This window comes from Streptomyces olivaceoviridis, assembly GCF_014650115.1.
Classification (GTDB): domain Bacteria; phylum Actinomycetota; class Actinomycetes; order Streptomycetales; family Streptomycetaceae; genus Streptomyces; species Streptomyces olivaceoviridis.
In genome coordinates, this window is the sequence record NZ_BMUI01000010.1 from 268,151 (window position 1) to 289,090 (window position 20,940).

A 20,940-nucleotide genomic window follows, 5' to 3' on the forward strand; every position below is an offset into this window, starting at 1 on the left:
ACCCCCGAGGAGAAGACCGCCATGGACGAGAACACCCGCTACCAGGTGCTGCGCAACGACGAGGAGCAGTACTCCCTCTGGCCCGTCGACATCGAGGTGCCCGCCGGCTGGCAGCCCGTCGGCAAGGAGGGCACCGAGGCCGAGTGCTCCGCGTACGTCGACGAGGTCTGGACCGACATGCGGCCCAAGAGCCTCCGCGAGCGCATGGAGAACGCAGGCGCCTGACGCCCCGCGCGTCCACCACGACCGACACGCCGGGCCGCCCGTACCGGGCCGGCCCGGCGCCTCCCCCCACTCCTCCCCCCCACGCGTCGCCGGTCACCCGGCACCCGCCGCACCGCATCACTCCCGAGGAGTCCGCCTTGACGTCCGTCATGACCCCCGTCCTGCGCACCGAGCGCCTGGAGTTCCTCCCCTACCGTCCCGAACACGAGGACGCCTTCGTCGCCCTGCTGCGCGACGAGGAGGTGTGCCGCTGGATGGGCCAGGAACGCGTGCCCGAACCGCAGATCCGCGAGTTGTTCCGCGCCATCCTCACCGACGTCTATCCCCAGCGCCGCTTCGACGTGTGGGGCCTGTGGCACGAGGGCGTCTACGTCGGTCACGCGGAGGTGAAGCCGACCGGCAACGTCGACGGCCACGAACTCGTCACCGCGCTCGCCCCCGGACACTGGGGGCGCGGACTGGGCGGCGAGGCGGTGCGCGGCCTCCTCCGCCACGCCGCCGACAATCTCGGACTCACCGAGGCGTACGGCATGGTCGGCGCCGACAACACCGCCAGCCTGACCATGTGCCGCCGCCTGGGCTTCCGCCACGTCCGGGACGTCGTCGCGGACGACGGCTCGGTGACCAAGCTGGTGGTCGTCTCCACCGGCAAGCCCGGGGAGCCCGGGAACCCCGGAAAGCCCGGGGAACCGGCGGACACCGAGGGCGCGGGCGCGGCGCCGGCCGTCGAGGATCCCGTGTGATCCCCGGGGCCACCTGACACGGCCGACGCCGCTTCCGACGAACCGCGTCCGGGAGGCGGCCCCGCGCGGCTTTCCACCTCAGCCGACGTCCGTTCAACAGGACCGGCGGCGATAGGCGGCCCCGCCCGGCCGCCCGCCGTAGCCGACACCCTGTCCGGCGGGCCCGGCGGGGGCGTTCCCGCTGGGCACGTCGCAGCCGGTGCCTGTTCGGCGGGTTCGGCCGGGGGCCGACGGTGTCCCCCGGCAAGCCGGCCGCGGGTGGCCCCGCCCGTCGTGGTGTCCGGCGCGTCCGTCGCGGGTGTCCGGCCCGGCGCGTCGCGGTGTCCGCCTCGCCCCTCGCGTCGCCCGTCCCACCCGTCGTCGTGTCCGCCCCGCCCCGTCCCTCGCGACGCCCGCCTCACCCGCCCGTCGCCGATCCCGCTCAGCTCCGCCCGCCGGTGGGCACCCTCGGCCAGGGCATCCGGACGGCGTCCGTTCAGCGCGCTTCACAGGGGCTGCGCAGGCGGCTGATACGCGCTGTAATGGCGACGTGGTGAGTGAGGGCGCTGCGATCAGCGGGACGAGAACGGCGCCGGAGCGTGCCGAAGCCGCCCTCGCGTCGCTGATGGCGTCCCCGGCCACCCCCGACCGGCTCCGCCGGGTGCTCGAACAGGCGCTCGTGTTCGCCGGTGCGTCCTTCGCCGGGGTGTACACGCCCGGCCACGACGCCACGCAGCTCTGCCTCGCCGAGTCGGCCGGTCTGCCCCGCACCCTGTACGGCCTTAGGGACTGCTATCCGGCCGCCGGCGCCTCCCCGGTCGCCGAGGCGCACCGCACCGGACGCCCGCGCTGGCTCGGCCCCGCCGAACTGGCCGCCGGCCCGGACTCCCGCCGTACCCCGTCCCCTGACTTCTCCGTGGCCGTCCTGCCGCTCGGCCCGGCGGGCGGCGGCTGTCTGCTGGCCGTGGGCGAGCACCCGGGCGGCTTCGGTACCGACGACCGGACCAGCCTGGAGCTGATCGCCCGCGCCGTGGCCGTACCCGCCCCGGTCGTCGCCGGGGACACCGGCGAGCTGCCCGAGGACGCCTTCAACCTGACCATGGACACCGGCCGGGTGGAGGTCGGCGAGGCGATCCTGCGGCTGTTCGGGATCGACCGGGAGAGCTTCGACGGTCGCGTGGAGACCCTGCTCGGCCGCGCGGTGCCGGAGGATGTGCCCGCGCTGATGTCGGTGGTCGAGGCCGACCACATGTCCATCGGCGACCGCGAGCTGGACTTCCGCATCCTTCAGCCCGCCGGCGCGCCCACGTGGCTGCGGCTGCGCGGCCGGCTGCTGCCCGGCGGCGAGGGCCGCTCCGCCCGGCTCGTCGGCACCGTCGCCGACGCCTCCAGCCTGCGCTCCGACGTCACCGACGTCGCCCGCGTGCAGCGCCTGGCCGCCGCCCTCGCCACCGCCGGCACCGTCAAGGACGTGGGACAGGCCGTCGTGGCCGCCCTGCGCAAGCCGCTGCGGGCCGACCGGATCGCCCTGGCCGAACTGGAGAACGACCGGCTGGTCGTCACCGTCCTCGACCCGCCCGAGCCCGAGGCCTGGCCCGAGCTGTGGCGCAGCGAGTGGCGCACCGAATGGCCCGACGCGCCGGTGCGCGCCATGCCCACCCTGGCCGCCGCGCTGCGCGAGGGCCGCGCCAGGATCTGGCCGGCCGGCTCGGCGCTGGAGCCCGCCCTCGCCGAGGTCGGCCCGGGCGGCCTCGCCGTGCTGCCGCTGCCCGCCGGCAGCCGCATGGCCGGCGCCTGCCTGGTCGGCTGGGACCGCCCGCACGACTTCGCCCCCGACGAACGCGCCCTGCTCACCGCCTGCGCCGGCCTGACCGGCCAGGCCCTGTTGCGCGCCCACGCCTTCGACGCCGAGCACGAACTCGTCGGCATGCTCCAGCGCACCCTGCTGCCCCGCCGGCTGCCCCGGCTGCCCGGCGCGGTCGCCGTCGCCCGCTACCTGCCCACCACGGCCGGCCTGGAGGTCGGCGGCGACTGGTACGACGTGATCCCGCTGGCCGACAACCACGTCGCCCTGGTGATCGGCGACGTCCAGGGTCACAACGCGGGCGCCGCCACCCTGATGGGCCAGATGCGCACCGCGCTGCGCGCCTACGCGGCCGAGGGCCACGCCCCGGACGTGGTCGTGGCACACGCCAACCGGCTCCTGCTGGACATGGAGACCGACCTCTTCGCCACCTGCGCCTACGTCGACGTCGACGTGGAGCAGGGCACCGCCTGGTGCGTCCGCGCCGGGCATGTGCAACCGGTGCTGCGCCACCCGGACGGCACCGCCGAGATCGTGCGGGCGGAAGGCGGCCCACCGCTCGGGGTCCTCGTCCAGGGCGAGTTCCCGATGACCCCGCTGCGGCTCCAGCCCGGTACCGTGATCGCGCTGACCACCGACGGCCTGGTGGAGTCCCCGGACACCGACCTCGACGCCGGCATGGACCGGCTGGCCCGCGAACTGTCCGCCGCCGACCCCGCCCACCTCGGCCAGGTCGCCGACGCCCTGCTCACCGGCGCGCACCGCGGCGACGACGTGGCGCTGCTGCTGATGCGCTACGACGGACTGGCCGTACGCCCGCACCGGGAGAGCTGGACGGTGTGGCGGGTGCCGGAGGCGGCCCGGCACGCCCGCCGCTTCACCCGGCGCACGCTGCGCGCCTGGGGACTGTCCCCGGACACGATCGACGTGGCCCTGCTGGTCGTCTCCGAGCTCGTCACCAACGCCCTGGTGCACACCGGCGGCCAGGTCCGGCTCGACCTCAGCCTGGTCAACCACCGGCTGCGGCTCGCCGTCGCCGACTCCTCCCCGCGCAGCCCCGTCAAACCCACCAGCATCGGCTGGGAGGCCACCGGCGGGCGGGGCATCCTGCTGGTGGAGGCGGTGTCGGCGGCCTGGGGCACGGTCCCGGTCAGCGGCGGCAAACAGGTCTGGGCGGACCTCGTACCCGACCGCTGACCCGCCACTCGGGTGCGGGTGGCGGCGATCCCGGCAGGTCGCGGCGGGCCCGCGTCCCGGACCTGCCTAGGGTCGGTTGGCGTGTCGCACACCTTCGAAGAACTGGTCGCCAAGCAGCGCGCGGCCGCCGCCGCCCACGCCCAGGTGCAGGAACTGCGGGACGCCTACGGCCCGCCGGCCGAGCGGCGGATGACCGGCGCCCAGTCGGGCACCTACGAGACCGCCCTGCGCGCCTGGCGGGACCTCGCCCGCGATGTGCAGACGGCGGTGAGCGAGTACGCCCGGCAGACCGGCCGGCCACGGGCCGAGGTCGAGGCCGAGGTGGAACGCGCGGCGGCGGAGGAGACGGACTGACCCACGGGCGGGCCCGGTCGTGACCCCCGGCGGGCCTGGTCGTGGTCCCTGGCGGGCTTGGCCATGACCCCCGGCCGGACACGCCAAGATCCACGGCGGATTCACCGAGATCCGCGGCCGGACTGGCCACGACCCCCGGCCGCACCCGGCCAAGATCCACGGCCGGACTCGCCAAGATCCACGCCCGCGCCTCACCAGGGCCCGCGGCCGGGCCTCGCAGGGCCCGATCGAGGGGGCCGCCGGGCCGCCGGCCTGCCGGTTCGTGCGGGGCCGCGCATCCGTCGCGCCGCGCCGGGTACCCGGCGGTCATGGACACTGCCATGTACGAAGCGGCCACGGGCGCCCAGGTCTTCGGCTACGCCCTGATCCTGATCGCCGGTGTGGCCTGCGTCGCGGGACTCATCTGGGCCTTCCGACTGGGCTTCAAGGTGCGCGAGCGGGAACCGGCGCCGCCGCGGCCCGACGAACAGCCGAAGATGCCGCCGTCGGGGCCGGTCCACGAGACCCGTGAGGTCCGTGAGCCCGACGAGGTGCCCCGGGCCACCGACGAGAGCGAGCGCCTCACCCCCCACCAGCTCGGCAACGTCGGCACCAAGCGCGCCGACGACCAGCGCCGCCCCCGCTGGTCGCCCGGGTCGAGCGGGTCCTTCGGCGGCGGTGGCGGCGGTCGCACCTGACCCGGTGCGGCACCGCCGCGTTTGCGGGCCGCCCGGCCCGGGGACCCGGTCGGGCACACAGCACACCCCGGGTCCAGTGGCCTGGCGAACGACGCCCGCGGTGAGCGGGACGCAGAAGGAAGATGAGCGACGTGACCGCGCATGCCAGCGAGAAACCGGCCGTACCCCACGCGGAGACGGGCTGGGCCCAGGCCCGCCGTCGGCGGAACCGGGGAGTGCGCACCTGCGTGCCCGCCGTCCTGGACCGCGCCTGCGCGCAGCGGCAGGGCCCGGACCTTGAGGACAACATCGTGCGCGGCGAGGACTGAACGCAGGGGCGGGGCCGGACGTCGTCACGCTCCGCGGTCATACTCCGGTCATGAACCTGCTCGTCACCGGCGCCGCCGGCTTCATCGGCTCCCACTACGTCCGCGGGCTCCTCGCCGACGACGCGCCGGACGCACCCCACGTGACCGTGCTGGACAAACTCACCTACGCCGGCACGCTCGCCAACCTCCCCGTCGGCCACCCCCGGCTGGACTTCGTACACGGGGACATCTGTGACGCCGGCCTGGTCGACGAACTGATGGCGGACGCCGACCAGGTGGTGCACTTCGCGGCCGAGTCGCACGTCGACCGGTCGATCGAGGGGGCCGGGGAGTTCGTCCGCACCAACGTGCTGGGCACCCAGACCCTGCTGGACGCGGCCCTGCGGCACGGCACCGGCCCGTTCGTGCACGTCTCCACCGACGAGGTCTACGGCTCCATCCGGGCCGGCTCCTGGTCCGAGACGCATCCGCTCGCGCCCAATTCGCCGTACGCCGCGTCGAAGGCCGCCGCCGACCTCATCGCCCTCGCCCACCACCGCACCCACGGCCTGGACGTCCGGATCACCCGCTGCTCCAACAACTACGGCCCGCGCCAGTTCCCCGAGAAGGTGATCCCGCTCTTCGTGACCAACCTGCTCGACGGTCTGCCCGTGCCGCTGTACGGCGACGGGCGCCACGTCCGCGACTGGCTGCACGTCGACGACCACTGCCACGGCATCGACCTGGTCCGCACCCAGGGCCGCCCCGGCGAGGTGTACCACCTCGGCGGCGGCACGGAGCTGACCAACAAGGAACTGACCGGCCTGCTGCTTCAGGCGTGCGGCGCGGGCTGGGAGCACGTGGTGCACGTGCCCGACCGCAAGGGCCACGACCTGCGTTACTCGCTCGACTGGGGCAAGGCCCGCGACGAGCTCGGCTACCGGCCGCGCCGTGACTTCACCACGGGCCTCGCCGAGACGGTCGCCTGGTACCGCGCCCACCGGTCCTGGTGGGAGCCGCTCAAGCCGCACACCGCGCGCTGAGCCGGCGGTCAGGCGTGGGTCTTGGCCAGCAGTTCCAGGACCTCGGCCGTCGTGCCGGTCTCGCCGAGCCGTGGGAAGACGCGCTCGACGCTGTTCGCGTGCGCCTCGCCGTCGGCGTCGGCCATGGCGTCCGTGGCGAGGGTGACGTGGTAGCCGTGGGCGTAGGCATCACGGGCGGTGGACTCGACGCCGATGCTGGTGGCGATGCCGGTCAGCACGATCTGCGTGATGCCCCGGCGGCGCAGCTGGACGTCCAGGTCGGTGCCGTGGAAGGCGCTCCAGTTGTGCTTGGTGACGCGGATGTCGCCGGGGTGTCCGGACAGGTCGTCGACGACGACGTCCCAGCCCTCCGGGAAGGCGAGCCCGCGCGGCTGGCGTTCGGTGCGGCCGGGAACGGCGTCCGCCCCGTCCGGCGCGAAGGAGACCCGGACCAGGACCACGGGCAGCCCGTGGGAGCGGAAGGCGTCGGCGAGCGCGGCCGTGCGGGAGACGACCTCGGCCCCCGTGCTGGGCTGGGTGGGCATGGCCACGATGCCGTTCTGGAGGTCGATCGCGACGAGGGCGGTACGGGGGTCGAGCGTGGTGAGCGACATGGGTCGGTCAGGCCTTTCGGGTGTCTCGGGGGGTCAGCCGGCCGAGGGATCGGTCGGGCAGGGTCGCCGCCAGCAGCAGTGCGGAGCCGGCGAGCATGAACAGGGCCAGGCCGTGCAGCCCGGTCGTGTCGGCGCGGTGCGGGTAGAACGCCGCGGTGGCGGCGGACGCGCCCAGCGCGCCGAGGTACATGAAGGTCCGCAGCAGCCCGGCGGCGGAGGCGATCCGCTCCGGCTCGGCCTGCCGGTACAGCGCGGTCTGCGTGGCCAGGCCGATCAGCCCCTGCGGGATGCCGAGCAGCACACCGACCCCGAGCAGCAGCCAGAACGGGCTGCGGTCGCCGATCAGGAGCAGCACCGCGCAGCCCGCGAGCTGGAGGACGGAACCGCAGATCAGCTTGGCGCGCACCGCCTCGCGGCGCCCCGTCAGCGCGGAGGCGGTGAGCGCCGCCGCCGACAGCGGCAGCAGCGCGAGCCCGGCCGTGGAGGCGCCGAGCCCGCGGCCCTGCTCCAGCCACTGCGTGTAGCCGTACATGAAGGCGTAGGCGGTGGTGTAACCGAGCAGCTGGCGCAGGTAGGTGGCGAGCAGCGGGCCGTTGCCGCCGAGGACGCGCAGGTCGATGAACGGGTCCGGCACCCTCAGCTCCCGCAGCGCGAAGCCCGCGGCGGCCACGGCGGACAGCACCGGCAGGTACCAGCGGCCGGCCCGCGGCTCCATCAGGAACAGCATCAGCGCGACCAGCAGGACGGCGAACAGCGCCATGCCGGGCGCGTCCAGGCCGCGCCGCCGGGTCCCGGACCGGGGCAGCCGCAGCGCGCCGAGCACCAGACAGGCCGCCGACAGCGGCACGTTGACGGTGAAGACGGCCCGCCAGCCGCCGAGTTGGATCAGCAGCCCGCCGAGCGCGGGCCCGACGACGGCCACCGTCTGGTTGGCGACGGCGAGGGCGGTCAGCACGCCCGCGGGGCTGTCCTGCCCGGTGCGTTCGGCCTCGGCGCGGGTCAGCCGCATCGCCGCCGGGTACGCCGCCGACGTGCCGAGGCCCAGCAGCACCCGGGCCGCGATCAGCGCGCCGAGCGAGGGGGCGAGCGCGCCGAGCAGACCGGCGACGCCGACCAGGGCCGTACCGGCGAGGTAGAGCCTGCGCGGGCCGTACATGTCCACCAGGCGGCCGATGACGGGCTGGCCGACGGCGGTGGCCACGTAGAGCGCCGAGACCAGCCACACCGTCTCGGCGGGCGGGGCGCCGAACGCCACGCCGATCGGCACGAGCGCCACGGCGATCATCGAGGAATTGACCGGGTTCAGGACCGAGCCGAGGACCATCGGCGGGATGAGCCGGCGGTCGAATCCGGCGGGGGAGGGGCGGGCGGTCCGGGCGCGCGCGGCGAGCCTCGGTATCACGACCGGGAGAGCCGTTCCATCAGCTCCAGCGCCGAGAGGACGGTCTGCCGCTCCTCCTCGGTGTAGCGGTCCTGGAAGGCGCGGGCCAGCCACTCCTCGCGCACCCGCCTGTTCCCCTCGACACGGGCCCGGCCGCCGTCGGTCAGGGTGACCAGCTGGCGGCGGCCGTCGTCGGGGTCGGGGGCACGGCGGATCAGGCCGTGCTGCTCCAGGGCGGCCAGCGTGGTGGCCATGGACTGCGGGCGCACCCCCTCCGCGGCGGCGAGCGCGCTCGCGGTGGCCGCGCCGTGCTTGCCGACCAGGGTGAGCGCCGACTCCTGCGAGGGGCTGAGGTCGGCGTCCTGCGCCACCTCGCGGATGCGGCGCCGCAGCCTGCTGAACACCACGCGCAGATCGCGCGCGGCGCGGGCGGCGGAGTCGGAGATGTCAGCCATGCCGCCAGGCTAGGTCCGACAGCACGGACTGTCCAGTTGGAACTGTTCAGTTTTGACTGTCTATTTGCCGGGGTACCCGCCGGACCTCGGACAGCGCGGCAGACCCCACAGGTCGATGCCCCCACGGAGCGAATCGAGGAGCGCAGATGACCCCTCCGGACAGGTCCGGCCTGGAGGCGGCCCTGAGCGCCGAGGTGGACGGCGAAGTCCGCTTCGACGCGGGCAGCCGCGGCGCCTACGCCACGGACGGTTCGAACTACCGGCAGGTCCCGCTGGGCGTCGTCGTCCCCCGCACCGTCGAGGCGGGCGCCCGGGCGGTCTCGGTGTGCGCGCGCTTCGGCGCCCCCGTCCTCTCCCGGGGCGGCGGCACCAGCCTGGCCGGACAGTCCACCAACACCGCCGTGGTGATCGACTGGAGCAAGTACTGCACCGGGGTGCTCTCCGTCGACCCGGAACGGCGCACCTGCGTGGTGGAGCCCGGCATCGTCCTGGACGAACTCAACCGGCAACTCGCCCGCCACAAGCTCCAGTTCGGCCCCAAACCGTCCACCCACACCCACTGCGCGCTCGGCGGCATGATCGGCAATAACTCCTGCGGCGCCTCCGCCCAGGCCTACGGCAAGACCGTCGACAACGTCCGGCGCCTGGAGATCCTCACCTACGACGGACAGCGCGCCTGGGTCGGCCCCACCCCGCCCGACGAGCGCGCCCGGATCACGGCCGGCGGCGGCCGGCTCGCCGAGATCTACGCGGGCCTCGACCGCATCGCCACCGAGTACCTGGCCGACATCCGCCGCGGCTACCCCAAGATCCCCCGCCGCGTCTCCGGCTACAACCTGGACTCCTTGCTGCCCGAGAACGGTTTCGACGTCGCCAAGGCGCTCGTCGGCAGCGAGGGCACGCTGGTGACCGTCCTGCGCGCCGAACTCGACCTCGTGCCCGTGCCGCCGTACCAGTCGCTGCTCGTCCTCGGCTACGACGACATCTGCGCCGCCGCCGACGACGTCCCCCACCTGCTGGAGCACTGCTCGCCCAGCCAACTGGAGGCCCTGGACGGGCGCATGGCCCAGCTGATGCGCGAGGAAGGCGCCTACCTGGACTCCCTCGACAACCTGCCCGAGGGCGACAGCTGGCTGATGGTGCTGTACAGCGGCGACAGCCAGGAGGACGTCGACGCCCAGGCGCACGCGCTGCTGCGGGCCATCGGCCGCGGCGAGAAGGACGCGAACGTCGCCTTCTCCGACGACCCCGAACGCGAGCAGAAGATGCTCAAGGCCCGCGAGGCCGGCCTCGGTGTGACCGCGCGCCCGCCGGACGACCGGGAGACCTGGGAGGGCTGGGAGGACTCCGCCGTACCCCCCGAACGGCTCGGCGACTACCTGCGCGACCTGAAGGACCTGTTCGCCGAGTTCGGCTACGACCACCCGTCCCTGTACGGGCACTTCGGGCAGGGCTGCGTGCACACCCGCATCCCCTTCGGGCTGAAGACCGCGGAGGGCGTCGCCGGCTTCCGGCGGTTCGTGGAGCGGGCCGCCGACCTCGTCGCCTCCTACGGCGGCTCGCTCTCCGGCGAGCACGGCGACGGCCAGTCCCGGGGCGAACTGCTCACCCGGATGTTCGGGGAACGGCTGGTCACCGCGTTCGGCGAACTGAAGGCCCTCTTCGACCCCGGCAACCGGATGAACCCCGGCAAGGTCGTGCACCCCAACCCCGTCGACGGACAGCTGCGGCTCGGCCCCACCTGGCGGCCCGCCACCCCGGAGACCCACTTCGGCTACCCCGAGGACGACCACTCCTTCAACCGCGCCGTGATGCGCTGCGTCGGCATCGGCAACTGCCGCGGCCACTCCGGCGGCGTCATGTGCCCCTCCTACCGGGCCACCATGGAGGAGGAGCACTCCACCCGCGGCCGAGCCCGGCTGCTGTTCGAGATGCTCGACGGGCACGCCGACTCCGCCGTCAAGGACGGCTGGCGCTCCACCGCCGTACGCGATGCCCTCGACCTCTGCCTGGCCTGCAAGGGCTGCAAGTCCGACTGCCCGACCGGCGTCGACATGGCCACCCTCAAGGCCGAGTTCATGTCCCACCACTACGCGGGACGGCCGCGCCCCATGGCGCACTACTCCATGGGCTGGCTGCCCCTCTGGGCCCGGCTCTCCCGGACCGCTCCGTCCCTGGTCAACTCCGCGCTGCACGCGCCCGGTCTCGCGTCCCTGGGCAAACGGCTCGCCGGGATCGACGAGGCCCGCCCGGCACCGGTGTTCGCCGCGCGGTCCTTCCTCCAGTGGTGGCGGGCCGGCGACCGGGAGGAGCCCGACCCGGCCGACCCGCGCACCGTCGTGCTGTGGCCCGACACCTTCAGCACCTACTTCCACCCCTCCATCGCGATCTCGGCCGTACGGGTCCTGGAGGACGCCGGCTTCCGGATCGCCGTCCCGTCCAAGCCCGTGTGCTGTGGCCTCACCTGGATCTCCACCGGCCAACTGCCCACCGCCAAGCGGGTGCTGCGCCACACCCTCGACGTGCTGCGCCCCTATCTGGACGCCGGCACCCCGGTGATCGGCCTGGAACCCTCCTGCACGGCCGTCTTCCGCGCCGACGCCCCCGAGCTGATGCCCGGCGACCAGGACGTGGAACGGCTCGCCGCCCAGACCCGCACCTTCGCCGAACAGCTCGTCCACCACGCCCCCGACGGCTGGCGGCCCCCGCGGCTCGCCCGGCAGGCCACCGTGCAGACCCACTGCCACCAGCACGCCATCATGAAGTTCGACGCCGACCGCGAACTGATGCGCCGCGCCCACCTCGATGCCGAGGTGCTCGACGAGGGCTGCTGCGGCCTCGCCGGCAACTTCGGCTTCGAACGCGGCCACCACGAGGTGTCCATGGCCGTCGCGGAACTGGGCGTCCTGCCCGCCGTGCGCGGGGCCGCCCCGGACAGCCTCGTCCTCGCCGACGGCTTCAGCTGCCGCACCCAGATCGAACAGGGCGGCACCGGCCGCCGCGCCCTGCACCTCGCCGAGGTCCTCGCGCTCGCCCTCGACGGCAACCTGCCCAGCGACCACCCGGAGCGGCTCGCCGACCGTCCCGCCGAACCGTCCCGCGCGGCCCGCTGGGCGACCACCGCCTCCCTGGCCGCCCTCTCCCTGGGCGCCGTGGCCGGACTGCGGCAACTGAGGAGGTGACCACGGACCCGCCGGCCGCCGAGGCCGTGCACACACCGCGTACGCAGGAGGAGAGGAACATGCCCCCCACCGTCGTCATCACCGGCGCCAGCGCCGGCATCGGCCGTGCCACCGCCCGCCTGTACGCCCGGCGCGGCGCCGACGTCGTCCTGGTCGCGCGCGGCGAGGGCGGCCTGGAGGCCGCGGCCGACGAGGTCGCGGCGCTCGGCGGACGGCCCCTGGTACGGCCCGCCGACGTGGCCGACCCGGCCCAGACGGAGGCCGTCGCCGAGGCCGCGGAGAAGGAGTTCGGGCCCATCGACACCTGGATCAACTGCGCCTTCGCCAGCGTCTTCGCGCCGTTCGAGGAGATCACCCCCGAGGAGTACCGGCGGATCACCGAGGTGACCTACCTCGGCTTCGTCAACGGCACCCGCTCCGCCCTCAAGCGCATGCTCCCCCGCGACCAGGGCACGATCGTGCAGGTCGGCTCAGCGCTCGGGGAACGGTCGATCCCGCTCCAGTCGGCGTACTGCGGAGCCAAGCACGCCATCAACGGCTTCACCTCCTCCCTGCGCACGGAACTGCTGCACCGCGGCAGCAACGTCCGCGTCACCGTCGCCCAGATGCCCGCCGTCAACACCCCCCAGTTCGAATGGGTCCGCTCCCGCCTCGCCAAGCACCCCATGCCGGTCCCGCCGATCTACCAGCCCGAGGTGGCCGCGCGGGGCGTGCTGTACGCCGCCGACCATCCGGGCCGCAAGCAGTACTACGTCGGCGCGTCCACCGTCGCCACCGTCTGGGCCAACCGGTTCGTCCCCGCGCTGCTGGACCGCTACCTGGCCCGCACCGGCTACGACTCCCAGCAGACCGACCGCATCCCGCCCGCCGGCCTGGACAACCTCTTCGAACCGGTCGACCGCGGGCCCGCCGACGACCAGGGCGCCCACGGCTCCTTCGACGACACCGCCCACGCCCGCTCCTGGCAGGAGACCCTGCTCCGGCACCCCGCCGCCACCGCCCTCGGCGCGGGCGCCGCGCTGCTCGGCACCGTACGCGGCATCCGCCGCCTGACCTCCTCCTCCGCATAGGCCGACGAGGTGCGCCTGCTGCTCATGTCCGACACGCACCTGCCCAAGCGCGCCAAGGCGCTCCCGGAGCAGCTGCTCGCCGAACTCCCGCGCGCGGACGTGGTGTTCCACGCCGGGGACTGGGTCGACACCGCCACCCTCGACCTGCTGGAGAGCCGCAGCCGCCGGCTGGTCGGCGTGTACGGCAACAACGACGGCCCCGAGCTGCGCGCCCGGCTCCCCGAAGTGGCCCACGCCGACCTGGGCGGCCTGCGCTTCGGGGTCGTCCACGAGACCGGCCCCGCCCAGGGCCGCGAGGCCCGCTGTGCCGCCCGCTTCCCCGACCTGGACGTCCTGGTCTTCGGGCACAGCCACATCCCCTGGGACACCACCGCCCCCGGCGGCCTGCGCCTGCTCAACCCCGGCTCCCCGACGGACCGCCGGCGCCAGCCCCACTGCACGTACCTCACGGCCACGGTCGCCGACGGAGCCCTCACCGAGGTGACCCTGCACCGGCTGCCGCGACGGTAGCCGGGGCGGTGCGCCGGTCAGCCCCAGCCGACGCTCCCCAGCTGTGGCAGGATGCGCCGGTGATCTCCAGCTCCGGCATACCCGCCGTCGTGCCCCCGGGCCGCCTCGCCGAGCCCGACCAGCCCGTCCTGCCGTTGGCCGATGGCCTGGAACTACGGCCCTGGCAGCTGACCGACGCCGACGCGGACGCCCTGCTCACCGCGGGGCAGGACCCGGACATCAGCAGGTGGAACCTCTTCTCCGTCGCCGACCGCGCGGAGGCCAGGGCGCGGATCGAGCGCCTGCACGCGCGCCGACGGGCCGAGACAGGGGCCATCTGGGCCATCGCCCCCCACGGCGGCGCGGCCGTGGGCCTCGCCGGGCTCAACGCCGTCGACCTCGCCGCCGGCACCGCCGAAGTCCTCTACTGGGTGCTGCCCCCGGCGCGCGGAACGGGCCTCGCCGTCCGGGCGGCGCGCCGGCTGAGCCGGTGGGCCCTGGACGACCTCGGGCTGCACCGCCTGGTCCTGTGCCACTCCGTCGCCAATCCGGCGTCCTGCCGGGTCGCCGAGAAGGCCGGCTTCGGCTACGAGGGCACCCAGCGCAGCGCCCTGCTGCACGCCGACGGCTGGCACGACCAGCACCTGCACGCGCGCGTGGCCGGAGACCCCGGCTAGGGTCAATACTGGTGATTTAGGTTGTTTTCCGGCTTGTCGGGGTGGCTCTGGTTGGTCCGACCAGGCGGATCGGCGGGGTGTGTGGCCGTGGTGGGCTGTGGTGCTCGGATCGTTTGAGGGCCCAGTTGGACATCTTGCGTTTGATCACACGCGGGTTGGAACGCAACCGCCGTGCGGGCAGTAGCCGTTCGGTGATCTCACGCAGACTCCGGGCGATGGACCGGGCCAGCGGCGAGGGGGGAAAGCGCCGCCTGCCCGGTGACATGGCGGCGCACGATGCGAAGGGTGCGTGTGAAGGAGATCCGGTCGGGATCGTGCCCGGCGTGGAGGGCGGCCTGGTGCATCAGGTCCCGCAGCGCGTGGTGGACCAGCAAGAACGCGAAGATCTCCTGTTCGACACCCGATGGGTGCCTGGAACGCAGCACCATGCCTGGGACACCCTGGTGATTCCTGATCTCGTCCAGGGTGTTCTCGATCTCCCACCGCTGGGCATAGAGGGCGGCAAGCTCCTGGGCCGGTGCCTGCTGGGCGTCGAGGAGGGTGGTGATCAGCCGGTAGACGGTGCCGTCACCACCCCGCGGGCCGAGGGTGTACTCGATCACCCGCACCCGCTCGGGATCCGCGCGTCGGTGGTGGTCCCGCGCGGCGACGATCTCCGAGAGATAGGAGCCGTCGGCGAGGGTTTCCAGGACCGGCAGCACCACGACACTGCGGACCCGCCACAACAGGTCAGCGCCGCCCGCCTTCGCCGCCCGCCACAGGTCCACGCCGCAAAAACCCCGGTCCGCGAGCACCAGCATGCCCTCCGTCAGCGCGGGAAGCAGCCCCTGGGCCAGATGGGCCTCGTGGACCTTGAGCGGCCCGACCTCGGCCGCGAACACGGCATGGGTGCCGCACTCGACCAGGGCCGCAACCCTCGCCTGCGGATACGCGCTGCGGCCCTGCCCACGACTGGTCCCGGGACGCCCGAAGAACCGGGCGTTCGCCGCGGTGTCCGGAACGTCGAAAACCGTGCCGTCCACCGCGACCAGCCGCCACCGCCGATACCAGGCCCCCTGCGTCCGTGCCTCCGCCACTGGCCGGCACACGCGGACGATACAGAGCCCGCAACGCCTCCGGACCGAGCCGCAACCGGGCCCGCCCGATCGCCGCCGTCGTGGGCACCCGCCAGCCACTCGCCCACCGGCCCTCACGCTCCAGCCCCTGCACCAAAAGCCGGGCCACCTCTTCATAGCCCTGCCCGAAGAACAGACACATCGCCAGCACGAAGTAGACCACCACCCGCGCCGGCAACAACCGCCTGCGCTGCTCGACCCTGCCGCACTCGGCGACCACCTCATCGACCAGCTCCGGCGGAAACGCCCGCGTCAGCACCCCCAACGCGATCCGATCCGAGAACCGATCAACCCCCGACGACTTCATCTGACCCGGCCTTGGCACACCCCATCCAACGAGCACAACCCACCAAAGTCACCGGTATTGCGGCTAGGGCACGTGTCGAGCAGGGTCCGCGGAGAGCGCGTCCCTGAGAGCCGCCCGGGAGGCGACCCCCGCTCATCCTCACCCACGGCTGGCCCGGCTCGTTCGTGGAGTTCCTCAAGGCGGTCGGCCCGCTGACGGACCCCACGGCCTACGGCGGCACCGCCCAGGACGCCTTCCACGTCGTCATCCCCTCGGTACCCGGCTTCGGCTTCTCCGACCGGCCCACCAGCACCGGCTGGACCGCCCCGCGCATCGCCGCGGCCTGGGCCACGCTCATGGAACGCCTGGGCTACCACCACTACCTCGCCCAGGGCGGCGACTGGGGGCGCCCGGCGAGGAGCAGGCCGCCGAGCTGCGGCGGCAGCTGGCGGCCACCGTGCCGCTGGGCCGGATGGGCCGGCCGGAGGAGGTGGCGTCCGCCGTGCTGTTCCTGGCCACCGCCGAGAGCAGCTTCGTCACCGGCACCGAGCTGTACGTCGACGGCGGCGCCAACCAGGTCTGACCCGGCCCGGCCGCGACCCGCCGGCGCGGCCGGGCCGCCACCACTGGACGCGACTGGCGGCCCGCCTCCGGCTCCTTCCGGGGCGGGTCGGTCACGCCCGCCTGCGGAAGGCGTACGGTCGTCGGCTGCTGCTGGGTCTCGGCGTCAGTGACGCCGCCGCCGCTCAGCGGGCGGGCGGCGTCTACCGGCCGCCGGCCTCGGTCGACGCCTACCTGGACCGCCTCGACCAGGCCCCCGAATCGGTACCGGCCGACAAACGCCTGCCGGCGGCCATGGGTCCCAGACTCACCGGGCTCCCCGGGCGGCGCACCGCTGGTACCCACCCCTTCATGGTCACCCCCGACTTCACGGCCACCGCCCGGGCCCTGCTCGGCCCCGGCCCCCTGCCGGCGCCCTACCAGGCCGTCGTACTGGACCACCAGACCGACCGGGCCCGCGCCACCGCCCGCCGCTTCCTCGCCCCGTTCATCGGCATGGGCCACTACGCCGGCAGCCTGCTGCGCCAGGGTTTCAGCGCATCCGACCTCCCCGACGGGGGCAGCGACCGGCTGATCGACACGCGATCGTGGCCCGCGGCGACACCGAGGCCATCGGCGACCGCGTCCGCGCCCACCGCGACGCCGGCGCCGACCACGTCGCCCTGCACGTCATCACCGGCCGCCCCGGCCTGCCCCGCGCCGAGTGGCGCGAACTGGCCCCACTCGCACACTGAGCCCCCCGTCAGCCGTCGGTGGGGGCGCGGATGACGTACGAGAACCGCGTCCACTTCGACGACGACGCCGCGGGCGGTCACTTCGCCGCCTCCGAACAGCCCCGGATCGTCGTGGGGGAACTGCGGGCCTGCGCCCGTCTCGTCAGGTGGGTCGGGGGGCACGCCACCTCGCGGCGCCGCGGTCCGTCGGCGGGCAGCGGACGGCGGGCCCTGCCGCAGGGCGGGCGGCATGCCGAGGGTGTGCCCCCCGACGGGACCCTCACCCCACCCCCCGGGGATGGATCGCCCCTCTCGTCCCGCTCAGCGGTGACCCGGTGCCGCCCCACCTCAGGGCCACGATCTCCGCTGCCACCGACACCGCCACCTCCTCCGGCGTGCGGGCGCCGAGGTCGAGGCCGAGCGGGGAGCGCAGGCGGGACAGTTCCCGGTCGGTGAGGCCGGACTCGATCAGGCGGCGGAGCCGGTCGTCGTGGGTGCGCCGGCTGCCCATCGCCCCGATGTACGCCGCCGGCCGCCGCAGCGCCTCCCGCAGCACCGGCACGTCGAACTTCGGGTCGTGGGTCAGGACGCAGATCACCGTCCGCCCGTCGGTGTGCGTGCCGCGCAGGTACCGGTGCGGCCAGTCCACGACGACCTCCGCCCCTTCCGGGAACCGGCGGGGCGTGGCGAACACCGGCCGGGCGTCGCACACGGTGACCCGGTAGCCGAGGAAGTCCCCGATCCGGGCCACGGCGGCGGCGTAGTCGATGGCCCCGAACACCAGCATGCGCGGCGGCGGCGCGAAGGACTGGAGGAACACCGTGACCGTGTCCTCCCGGCGCTCCCCGTGCGGGCCGTAGTGCCGCAGGCCGGTCACGCCGAGGGCGAGTTCGCCGCGCGCGTCGGCGGCGACGGCCGCGTCGAGCCCCCGGGTCCCCAGGCTGCCGGCGGCGGTCCGCGGCCACACCGCGAGGATGGCCCCGCACGGCGCCGGCCCGTCGACCACGGTGGCCACGGTGACCGGCTCACCGCCCGCGACGGACGCGGCGACCGCGCCGAACGCCGGATCCCGGGCCGGGGTGACCGGCCGTACCAGTACGGTGATCTCACCCCCGCAGGTGAGCCCGACCGCGAAGGCGTCCTCGTCGCTGTAGCCGAACGTCTCCAGTCGTGCCGCGCCGCTCTCGACGGCCTCCTGGGCCAGCTCGAACACCGCGCCCTCCACACAGCCGCCGGACACACTGCCGACGACCTCGCCGTCCGGCCCGACCGCCATCGCGGCGCCGGGCCCGCGCGGCGCGCTGCGGCTGACCGCGACGACCGTGGCCAGCCCGAACGGCACCCGGGCGGCGTACCACCGGTCCAGCACCGCGAGAATCTCACGCATCGTCCGCTCCTCGGCTCGCACCTGGCACGGCATCTGGTTGAACGTTAATCCGTTGGCGGCGCGGCGGCCGTTCTGCTGCACTGCACCGGTCGAGTTCCCGAGAGAACCAGGAGCGATCATGCGCGCACCGTTCATGTCCGGCCCGGAAGGAATCGCCCACTCTCTCAAGGACATGACGCTTCGTGCCATTGCTCAATCTGGGAATCCTCGCCCACGTCGACGCGGGTAAGACGAGCCTGACCGAACGGCTCCTGCACACCGCCGGGGTGATCGACGAGATCGGCAGCGTCGACGCCGGCAGCACCACCACCGACACCCTGGCGCTGGAGCGGCGGCGCGGCATCACCATCAAGTCCGCCGTCGTCTCCTTCCCGCTCGACGGCGTCACCGTCAACCTCATCGACACCCCAGGTCACCCGGACTTCATCGCCGAGGTGGAGCGGGTGCTCGGCGTGCTGGACGGAGCCGTCCTGGTCGTCTCCGCCGTCGAAGGCGTCCAGGCGCAGACCCGTGTGCTGATGCGCACCCTGCACCGGCTGCGCATCCCGACCCTGGTCTTCGTCAACAAGATCGACCGGCGCGGCGCCCGGGACACGGCCGTGCTCCGCCAGATGGCCCAACGGCTCGCCGTACCGCTCGTCCCCATGGGCACCGCCGCCGGACTCGGCACGCGTGCCGCCCGCTTCCTGCCCGGCCTCGGCCCGGCCGCGCTGGAGGCACTGGCGGACCAGGACGACGACCTGCTCGCCGCCTGTCTCGACGGCGAGGTCCCGCAGGCCCGGCTGCGCCGCGCCCTCGCGGCACAGACCCGGGACGCCCGCGTCCACCCGGTGTACTTCGGCTCCGCGATCACCGGCGCGGGCGTGTCCGAGCTGACCGACGGCATCCGGCGCCTGCTGCCCACCGCCGCCGGCGATCCGGACGGCCCGCTGTCGGGCACCGTCTTCAAGGTGGAGCGGGGCCCGGCGGGGGAGAAGGTGGCCTATGCCCGCCTCTTCTCCGGCACCCTGCGCGTCCGCGACCGCATCCCGTTCGGCGACGGAGGCAGCGCCCACCGGGACACCAGCATCGACCGCGAAGCCCGCGTCACCGACGGCCGTGTCACCGACGGCCGCGTCACCCCGACCCGTGCCACCGAAGGCCGCGTCACCGCCCTCGCCGTCTTCGACCACGGCACGGACACCCGCGCGGACCACGCCGGCGCGGGACGGATCGTGAAGGTGTGGGGCCTCGGCGGCATCCGGATCGGTGACGCGCTGGGCACGCCGGGACGGTCGTACGAGCACCACTTCGCGCCGCCCACCCTGGAGACGGTCGTCGTGCCCGGCCCCGGCACCGACCGCCGCTCCCTGCACCTCGCGCTCACCCAGCTCGCCGAACAGGACCCGCTCATCGGTGTCCGCCACGACGAGCGGCGGGGGGAGACCTCGGTGTCCCTCTACGGCGAGGTGCAGAAGGAGGTCGTCCAGGCCACCCTCGCCGACGAGTACGGCCTGGACGTCACCTTCCGCGAGACGACGACCCTGTGCATCGAACGGCCGGTCGGCACCGGTCACGCCGTCGAGTTCAACAAGAAGGACCCCAACCCCTTCCTCGCCACGGTGGGCCTGCGGGTCGACCCCGCCCCGCCCGGCACGGGCGTGGCGTTCCGGCTGGAGGTGGAGCTGGGCTCGATGCCGTACGCCTTCTTCAAGGCGGTCGAGGACACCGTCCGGGAGACGCTCGGCCAGGGGCTGCACGGCTGGCAGGTCACCGACTGCGCGGTCGCCATGACCCACTCCGGCTACTCGCCCCGGCAGAGCCACGCGCACCAGGGCTTCGACAAGAGCATGTCGAGCACGGGCTACGACTTCCGCGGCCTGACCCCGCTGGTCCTGACCGAGGCGCTGCGCCGGGCCGGCACCCTGGTGCACGAGCCGATGCACCGGTTCCGCCTGGAGGCGCCGGCGGACACCCTCGGCGCGCTGCTGCCGGTGCTGGCCCGGCTCGGCGCCGTACCCGAGACCGCCGGCACGCACGGGACCGCCTGCGTCCTGGAGGGAACCGTGCCGGCCGCCCGGGTGCACGCGCTGGAGCAGCGGCTGCCGGGGCTGACCCGGGGCGAGGGCGAGCTGGAGACGGCCTTCGACCACTACGCGCCGGTCGTCCGCGGCGCGGTACCCGAGCGTCCGCGCACCGACCACAATCCGCTGAACCGGAAGGAGTACCTGTTGAACGTGACGCGCCGCATCGGCGAGTGAGCGGCAACTGACTTGCCGTCAGCCAGTCGACTTACCCGCCGGCCGGAAGCCACCGTCAGGGATCCGCGGAGGACGGCCAGGACGGAACCCGTGCGCGGTCGGGTGGACACCGCCTGTCTGGCCCTGCCGAACGTGGCGCAACCGGTCGGCTCCGGCCAGTACGGGATGCCGGTGTGGCGCTCCGGCGGCGGCACACCCACCGAACTGCATCTGCCGGCGTCCTTCCCGACGGCCGCCGCCACGGTCGTCTCCGACCTCGGTCGCCGTGGCCCCGGAGCCGGGTGGCACGGGCAGCCGCCGGCTGCTGCTGACCGACACGGACTCCGGTGTGCCGCACTACGCGCTGGTCACCCATGGCGCGACGGCGCCTTCCGCGGACGTGCTGAGCGCGGCGAAGGCCGAGCCGGCCGCGTGGGCGGCGGCGCGCTTCTGGCGGCAGGGGTGTGGCCTCCGGCGTGAGTGGGGACACCTCGGAGGCCATG

17 protein-coding genes and 4 pseudogenes are annotated in these 20,940 nt (G+C 74.2%); 16 read left to right on the top strand and 5 right to left on the bottom strand.

Translation table 11 applies throughout. The features are described from left to right. Positions 1–21: 21 nt before the first annotated feature. The 7 genes from IE273_RS21130 (at position 22) to rfbB (ending at position 6,309) form a co-directional block, all read left to right on the top strand. Positions 22–225, top strand: coding sequence for an MbtH family protein (locus tag IE273_RS21130; RefSeq protein ID WP_014676677.1), 204 nt, complete (start codon positions 22–24; stop codon positions 223–225). A gap of 137 nt (positions 226–362) precedes the next feature. Beyond that, positions 363–968: a GNAT family N-acetyltransferase gene (locus tag IE273_RS21135; protein ID WP_189816736.1), complete on the top strand. Its 606-nt coding sequence runs from the start codon at positions 363–365 to the stop codon at positions 966–968. 532 nt (positions 969–1,500) lie between these two features. Further along, the gene (locus tag IE273_RS21140; protein ID WP_189816737.1) at positions 1,501–3,948 is read left to right on the top strand and encodes a SpoIIE family protein phosphatase; all 2,448 of its coding nucleotides are present in this window, start codon (positions 1,501–1,503) and stop codon (positions 3,946–3,948) included. Between the two features lie 81 nt (positions 3,949–4,029). Continuing rightward, complete coding sequence (locus tag IE273_RS21145; protein ID WP_030639470.1) at positions 4,030–4,302, top strand: hypothetical protein; 273 nt, start codon at positions 4,030–4,032, stop codon at positions 4,300–4,302. 308 nt (positions 4,303–4,610) lie between these two features. Continuing rightward, on the top strand, positions 4,611–4,979 hold the full coding sequence (locus tag IE273_RS21150) for a DUF6479 family protein (protein ID WP_229887314.1): 369 nt from the start codon (positions 4,611–4,613) through the stop codon (positions 4,977–4,979). 122 nt (positions 4,980–5,101) lie between these two features. Further along, entirely contained in the window at positions 5,102–5,287 is a 186-nt protein-coding gene (locus IE273_RS21155; protein WP_189816738.1) for a hypothetical protein, read from the top strand. A gap of 50 nt (positions 5,288–5,337) precedes the next feature. Further along, positions 5,338–6,309, top strand: a complete 972-nt coding sequence (gene rfbB / locus IE273_RS21160; RefSeq protein WP_189816739.1) for a dTDP-glucose 4,6-dehydratase — start codon at positions 5,338–5,340, stop codon at positions 6,307–6,309. Between the two features lie 8 nt (positions 6,310–6,317). On the opposite strand, the gene IE273_RS21165 is transcribed toward rfbB, so the two are convergent. Genes IE273_RS21165 through IE273_RS21175 form a run of 3 tightly spaced genes read right to left on the bottom strand, consistent with a single transcriptional unit; the run spans position 6,318 to position 8,738 of the window. Next, positions 6,318–6,902: an isochorismatase family protein gene (locus IE273_RS21165; protein WP_189816740.1), complete on the bottom strand. Its 585-nt coding sequence runs from the start codon at positions 6,900–6,902 to the stop codon at positions 6,318–6,320. A 7-nt stretch (positions 6,903–6,909) separates the two neighbouring features. Further along, on the bottom strand, positions 6,910–8,304 hold the full coding sequence (locus IE273_RS21170; protein ID WP_189816741.1) for an MFS transporter: 1,395 nt from the start codon (positions 8,302–8,304) through the stop codon (positions 6,910–6,912). Then, the gene (locus tag IE273_RS21175; RefSeq protein WP_189816742.1) at positions 8,301–8,738 is read right to left on the bottom strand and encodes a MarR family winged helix-turn-helix transcriptional regulator; all 438 of its coding nucleotides are present in this window, start codon (positions 8,736–8,738) and stop codon (positions 8,301–8,303) included. Before IE273_RS21175 ends, IE273_RS21170 begins: the two co-directional genes overlap by 4 nt. A gap of 146 nt (positions 8,739–8,884) precedes the next feature. On the opposite strand from IE273_RS21175, the gene IE273_RS21180 reads away from it, so the two are divergent. Genes IE273_RS21180 through IE273_RS21195 form a run of 4 tightly spaced genes read left to right on the top strand, consistent with a single transcriptional unit; the run spans position 8,885 to position 14,156 of the window. Then, a complete protein-coding gene (locus tag IE273_RS21180; RefSeq protein WP_189816743.1) occupies positions 8,885–11,920 on the top strand; it encodes an FAD-binding and (Fe-S)-binding domain-containing protein in 3,036 nt (1,011 codons plus the stop codon). A 59-nt stretch (positions 11,921–11,979) separates the two neighbouring features. Beyond that, positions 11,980–12,990 (top strand): SDR family oxidoreductase, encoded by a 1,011-nt coding sequence (locus IE273_RS21185; RefSeq protein ID WP_189816744.1) that lies wholly within the window; start codon positions 11,980–11,982, stop codon positions 12,988–12,990. A gap of 9 nt (positions 12,991–12,999) precedes the next feature. Then, positions 13,000–13,500 carry a metallophosphoesterase family protein gene (locus IE273_RS21190; protein ID WP_189816745.1) on the top strand — a complete coding sequence of 167 codons (501 nt, stop codon included), beginning with the start codon at positions 13,000–13,002 and terminating at the stop codon, positions 13,498–13,500. A 59-nt stretch (positions 13,501–13,559) separates the two neighbouring features. After that, on the top strand, positions 13,560–14,156 hold the full coding sequence (locus IE273_RS21195; RefSeq protein ID WP_189816746.1) for a GNAT family N-acetyltransferase: 597 nt from the start codon (positions 13,560–13,562) through the stop codon (positions 14,154–14,156). 197 nt (positions 14,157–14,353) lie between these two features. Here the strand turns inward: IE273_RS21195 and IE273_RS21200 are convergent. Then, positions 14,354–15,578, bottom strand: a pseudogene (locus tag IE273_RS21200) (IS4 family transposase). A 128-nt stretch (positions 15,579–15,706) separates the two neighbouring features. On the opposite strand from IE273_RS21200, the pseudogene IE273_RS21205 reads away from it, so the two are divergent. From IE273_RS21205 to IE273_RS43600, 3 genes and pseudogenes are all read left to right on the top strand, one after another. Continuing rightward, positions 15,707–15,964, top strand: a pseudogene (locus tag IE273_RS21205) (alpha/beta fold hydrolase); the annotation flags it as partial. Then, a pseudogene (locus tag IE273_RS21210) lies at positions 15,964–16,140 on the top strand (SDR family oxidoreductase); the annotation flags it as partial. The pseudogenes IE273_RS21205 and IE273_RS21210, both read left to right, overlap by 1 nt. Before the next feature lie 329 nt (positions 16,141–16,469). Next, the gene (locus IE273_RS43600; RefSeq protein ID WP_229887315.1) at positions 16,470–16,886 is read left to right on the top strand and encodes a hypothetical protein; all 417 of its coding nucleotides are present in this window, start codon (positions 16,470–16,472) and stop codon (positions 16,884–16,886) included. Positions 16,887–17,111: 225 nt separating this feature from the next. Here IE273_RS43600 and IE273_RS21220 read toward each other — a convergent pair whose 3' ends face one another. After that, positions 17,112–18,218, bottom strand: coding sequence for an XdhC family protein (locus tag IE273_RS21220; RefSeq protein ID WP_189816747.1), 1,107 nt, complete (start codon positions 18,216–18,218; stop codon positions 17,112–17,114). Positions 18,219–18,400: 182 nt separating this feature from the next. On the opposite strand from IE273_RS21220, the gene IE273_RS21225 reads away from it, so the two are divergent. Both IE273_RS21225 and IE273_RS43605 read left to right on the top strand, forming a co-directional pair. Beyond that, positions 18,401–20,458, top strand: coding sequence for an elongation factor G (locus IE273_RS21225; protein ID WP_189816748.1), 2,058 nt, complete (start codon positions 18,401–18,403; stop codon positions 20,456–20,458). Between the two features lie 120 nt (positions 20,459–20,578). Beyond that, positions 20,579–20,885 (top strand): annotated as a pseudogene (locus IE273_RS43605) (endoglycosylceramidase); the annotation flags it as partial. Between the last annotated feature and the right edge of the window lie 55 nt (positions 20,886–20,940).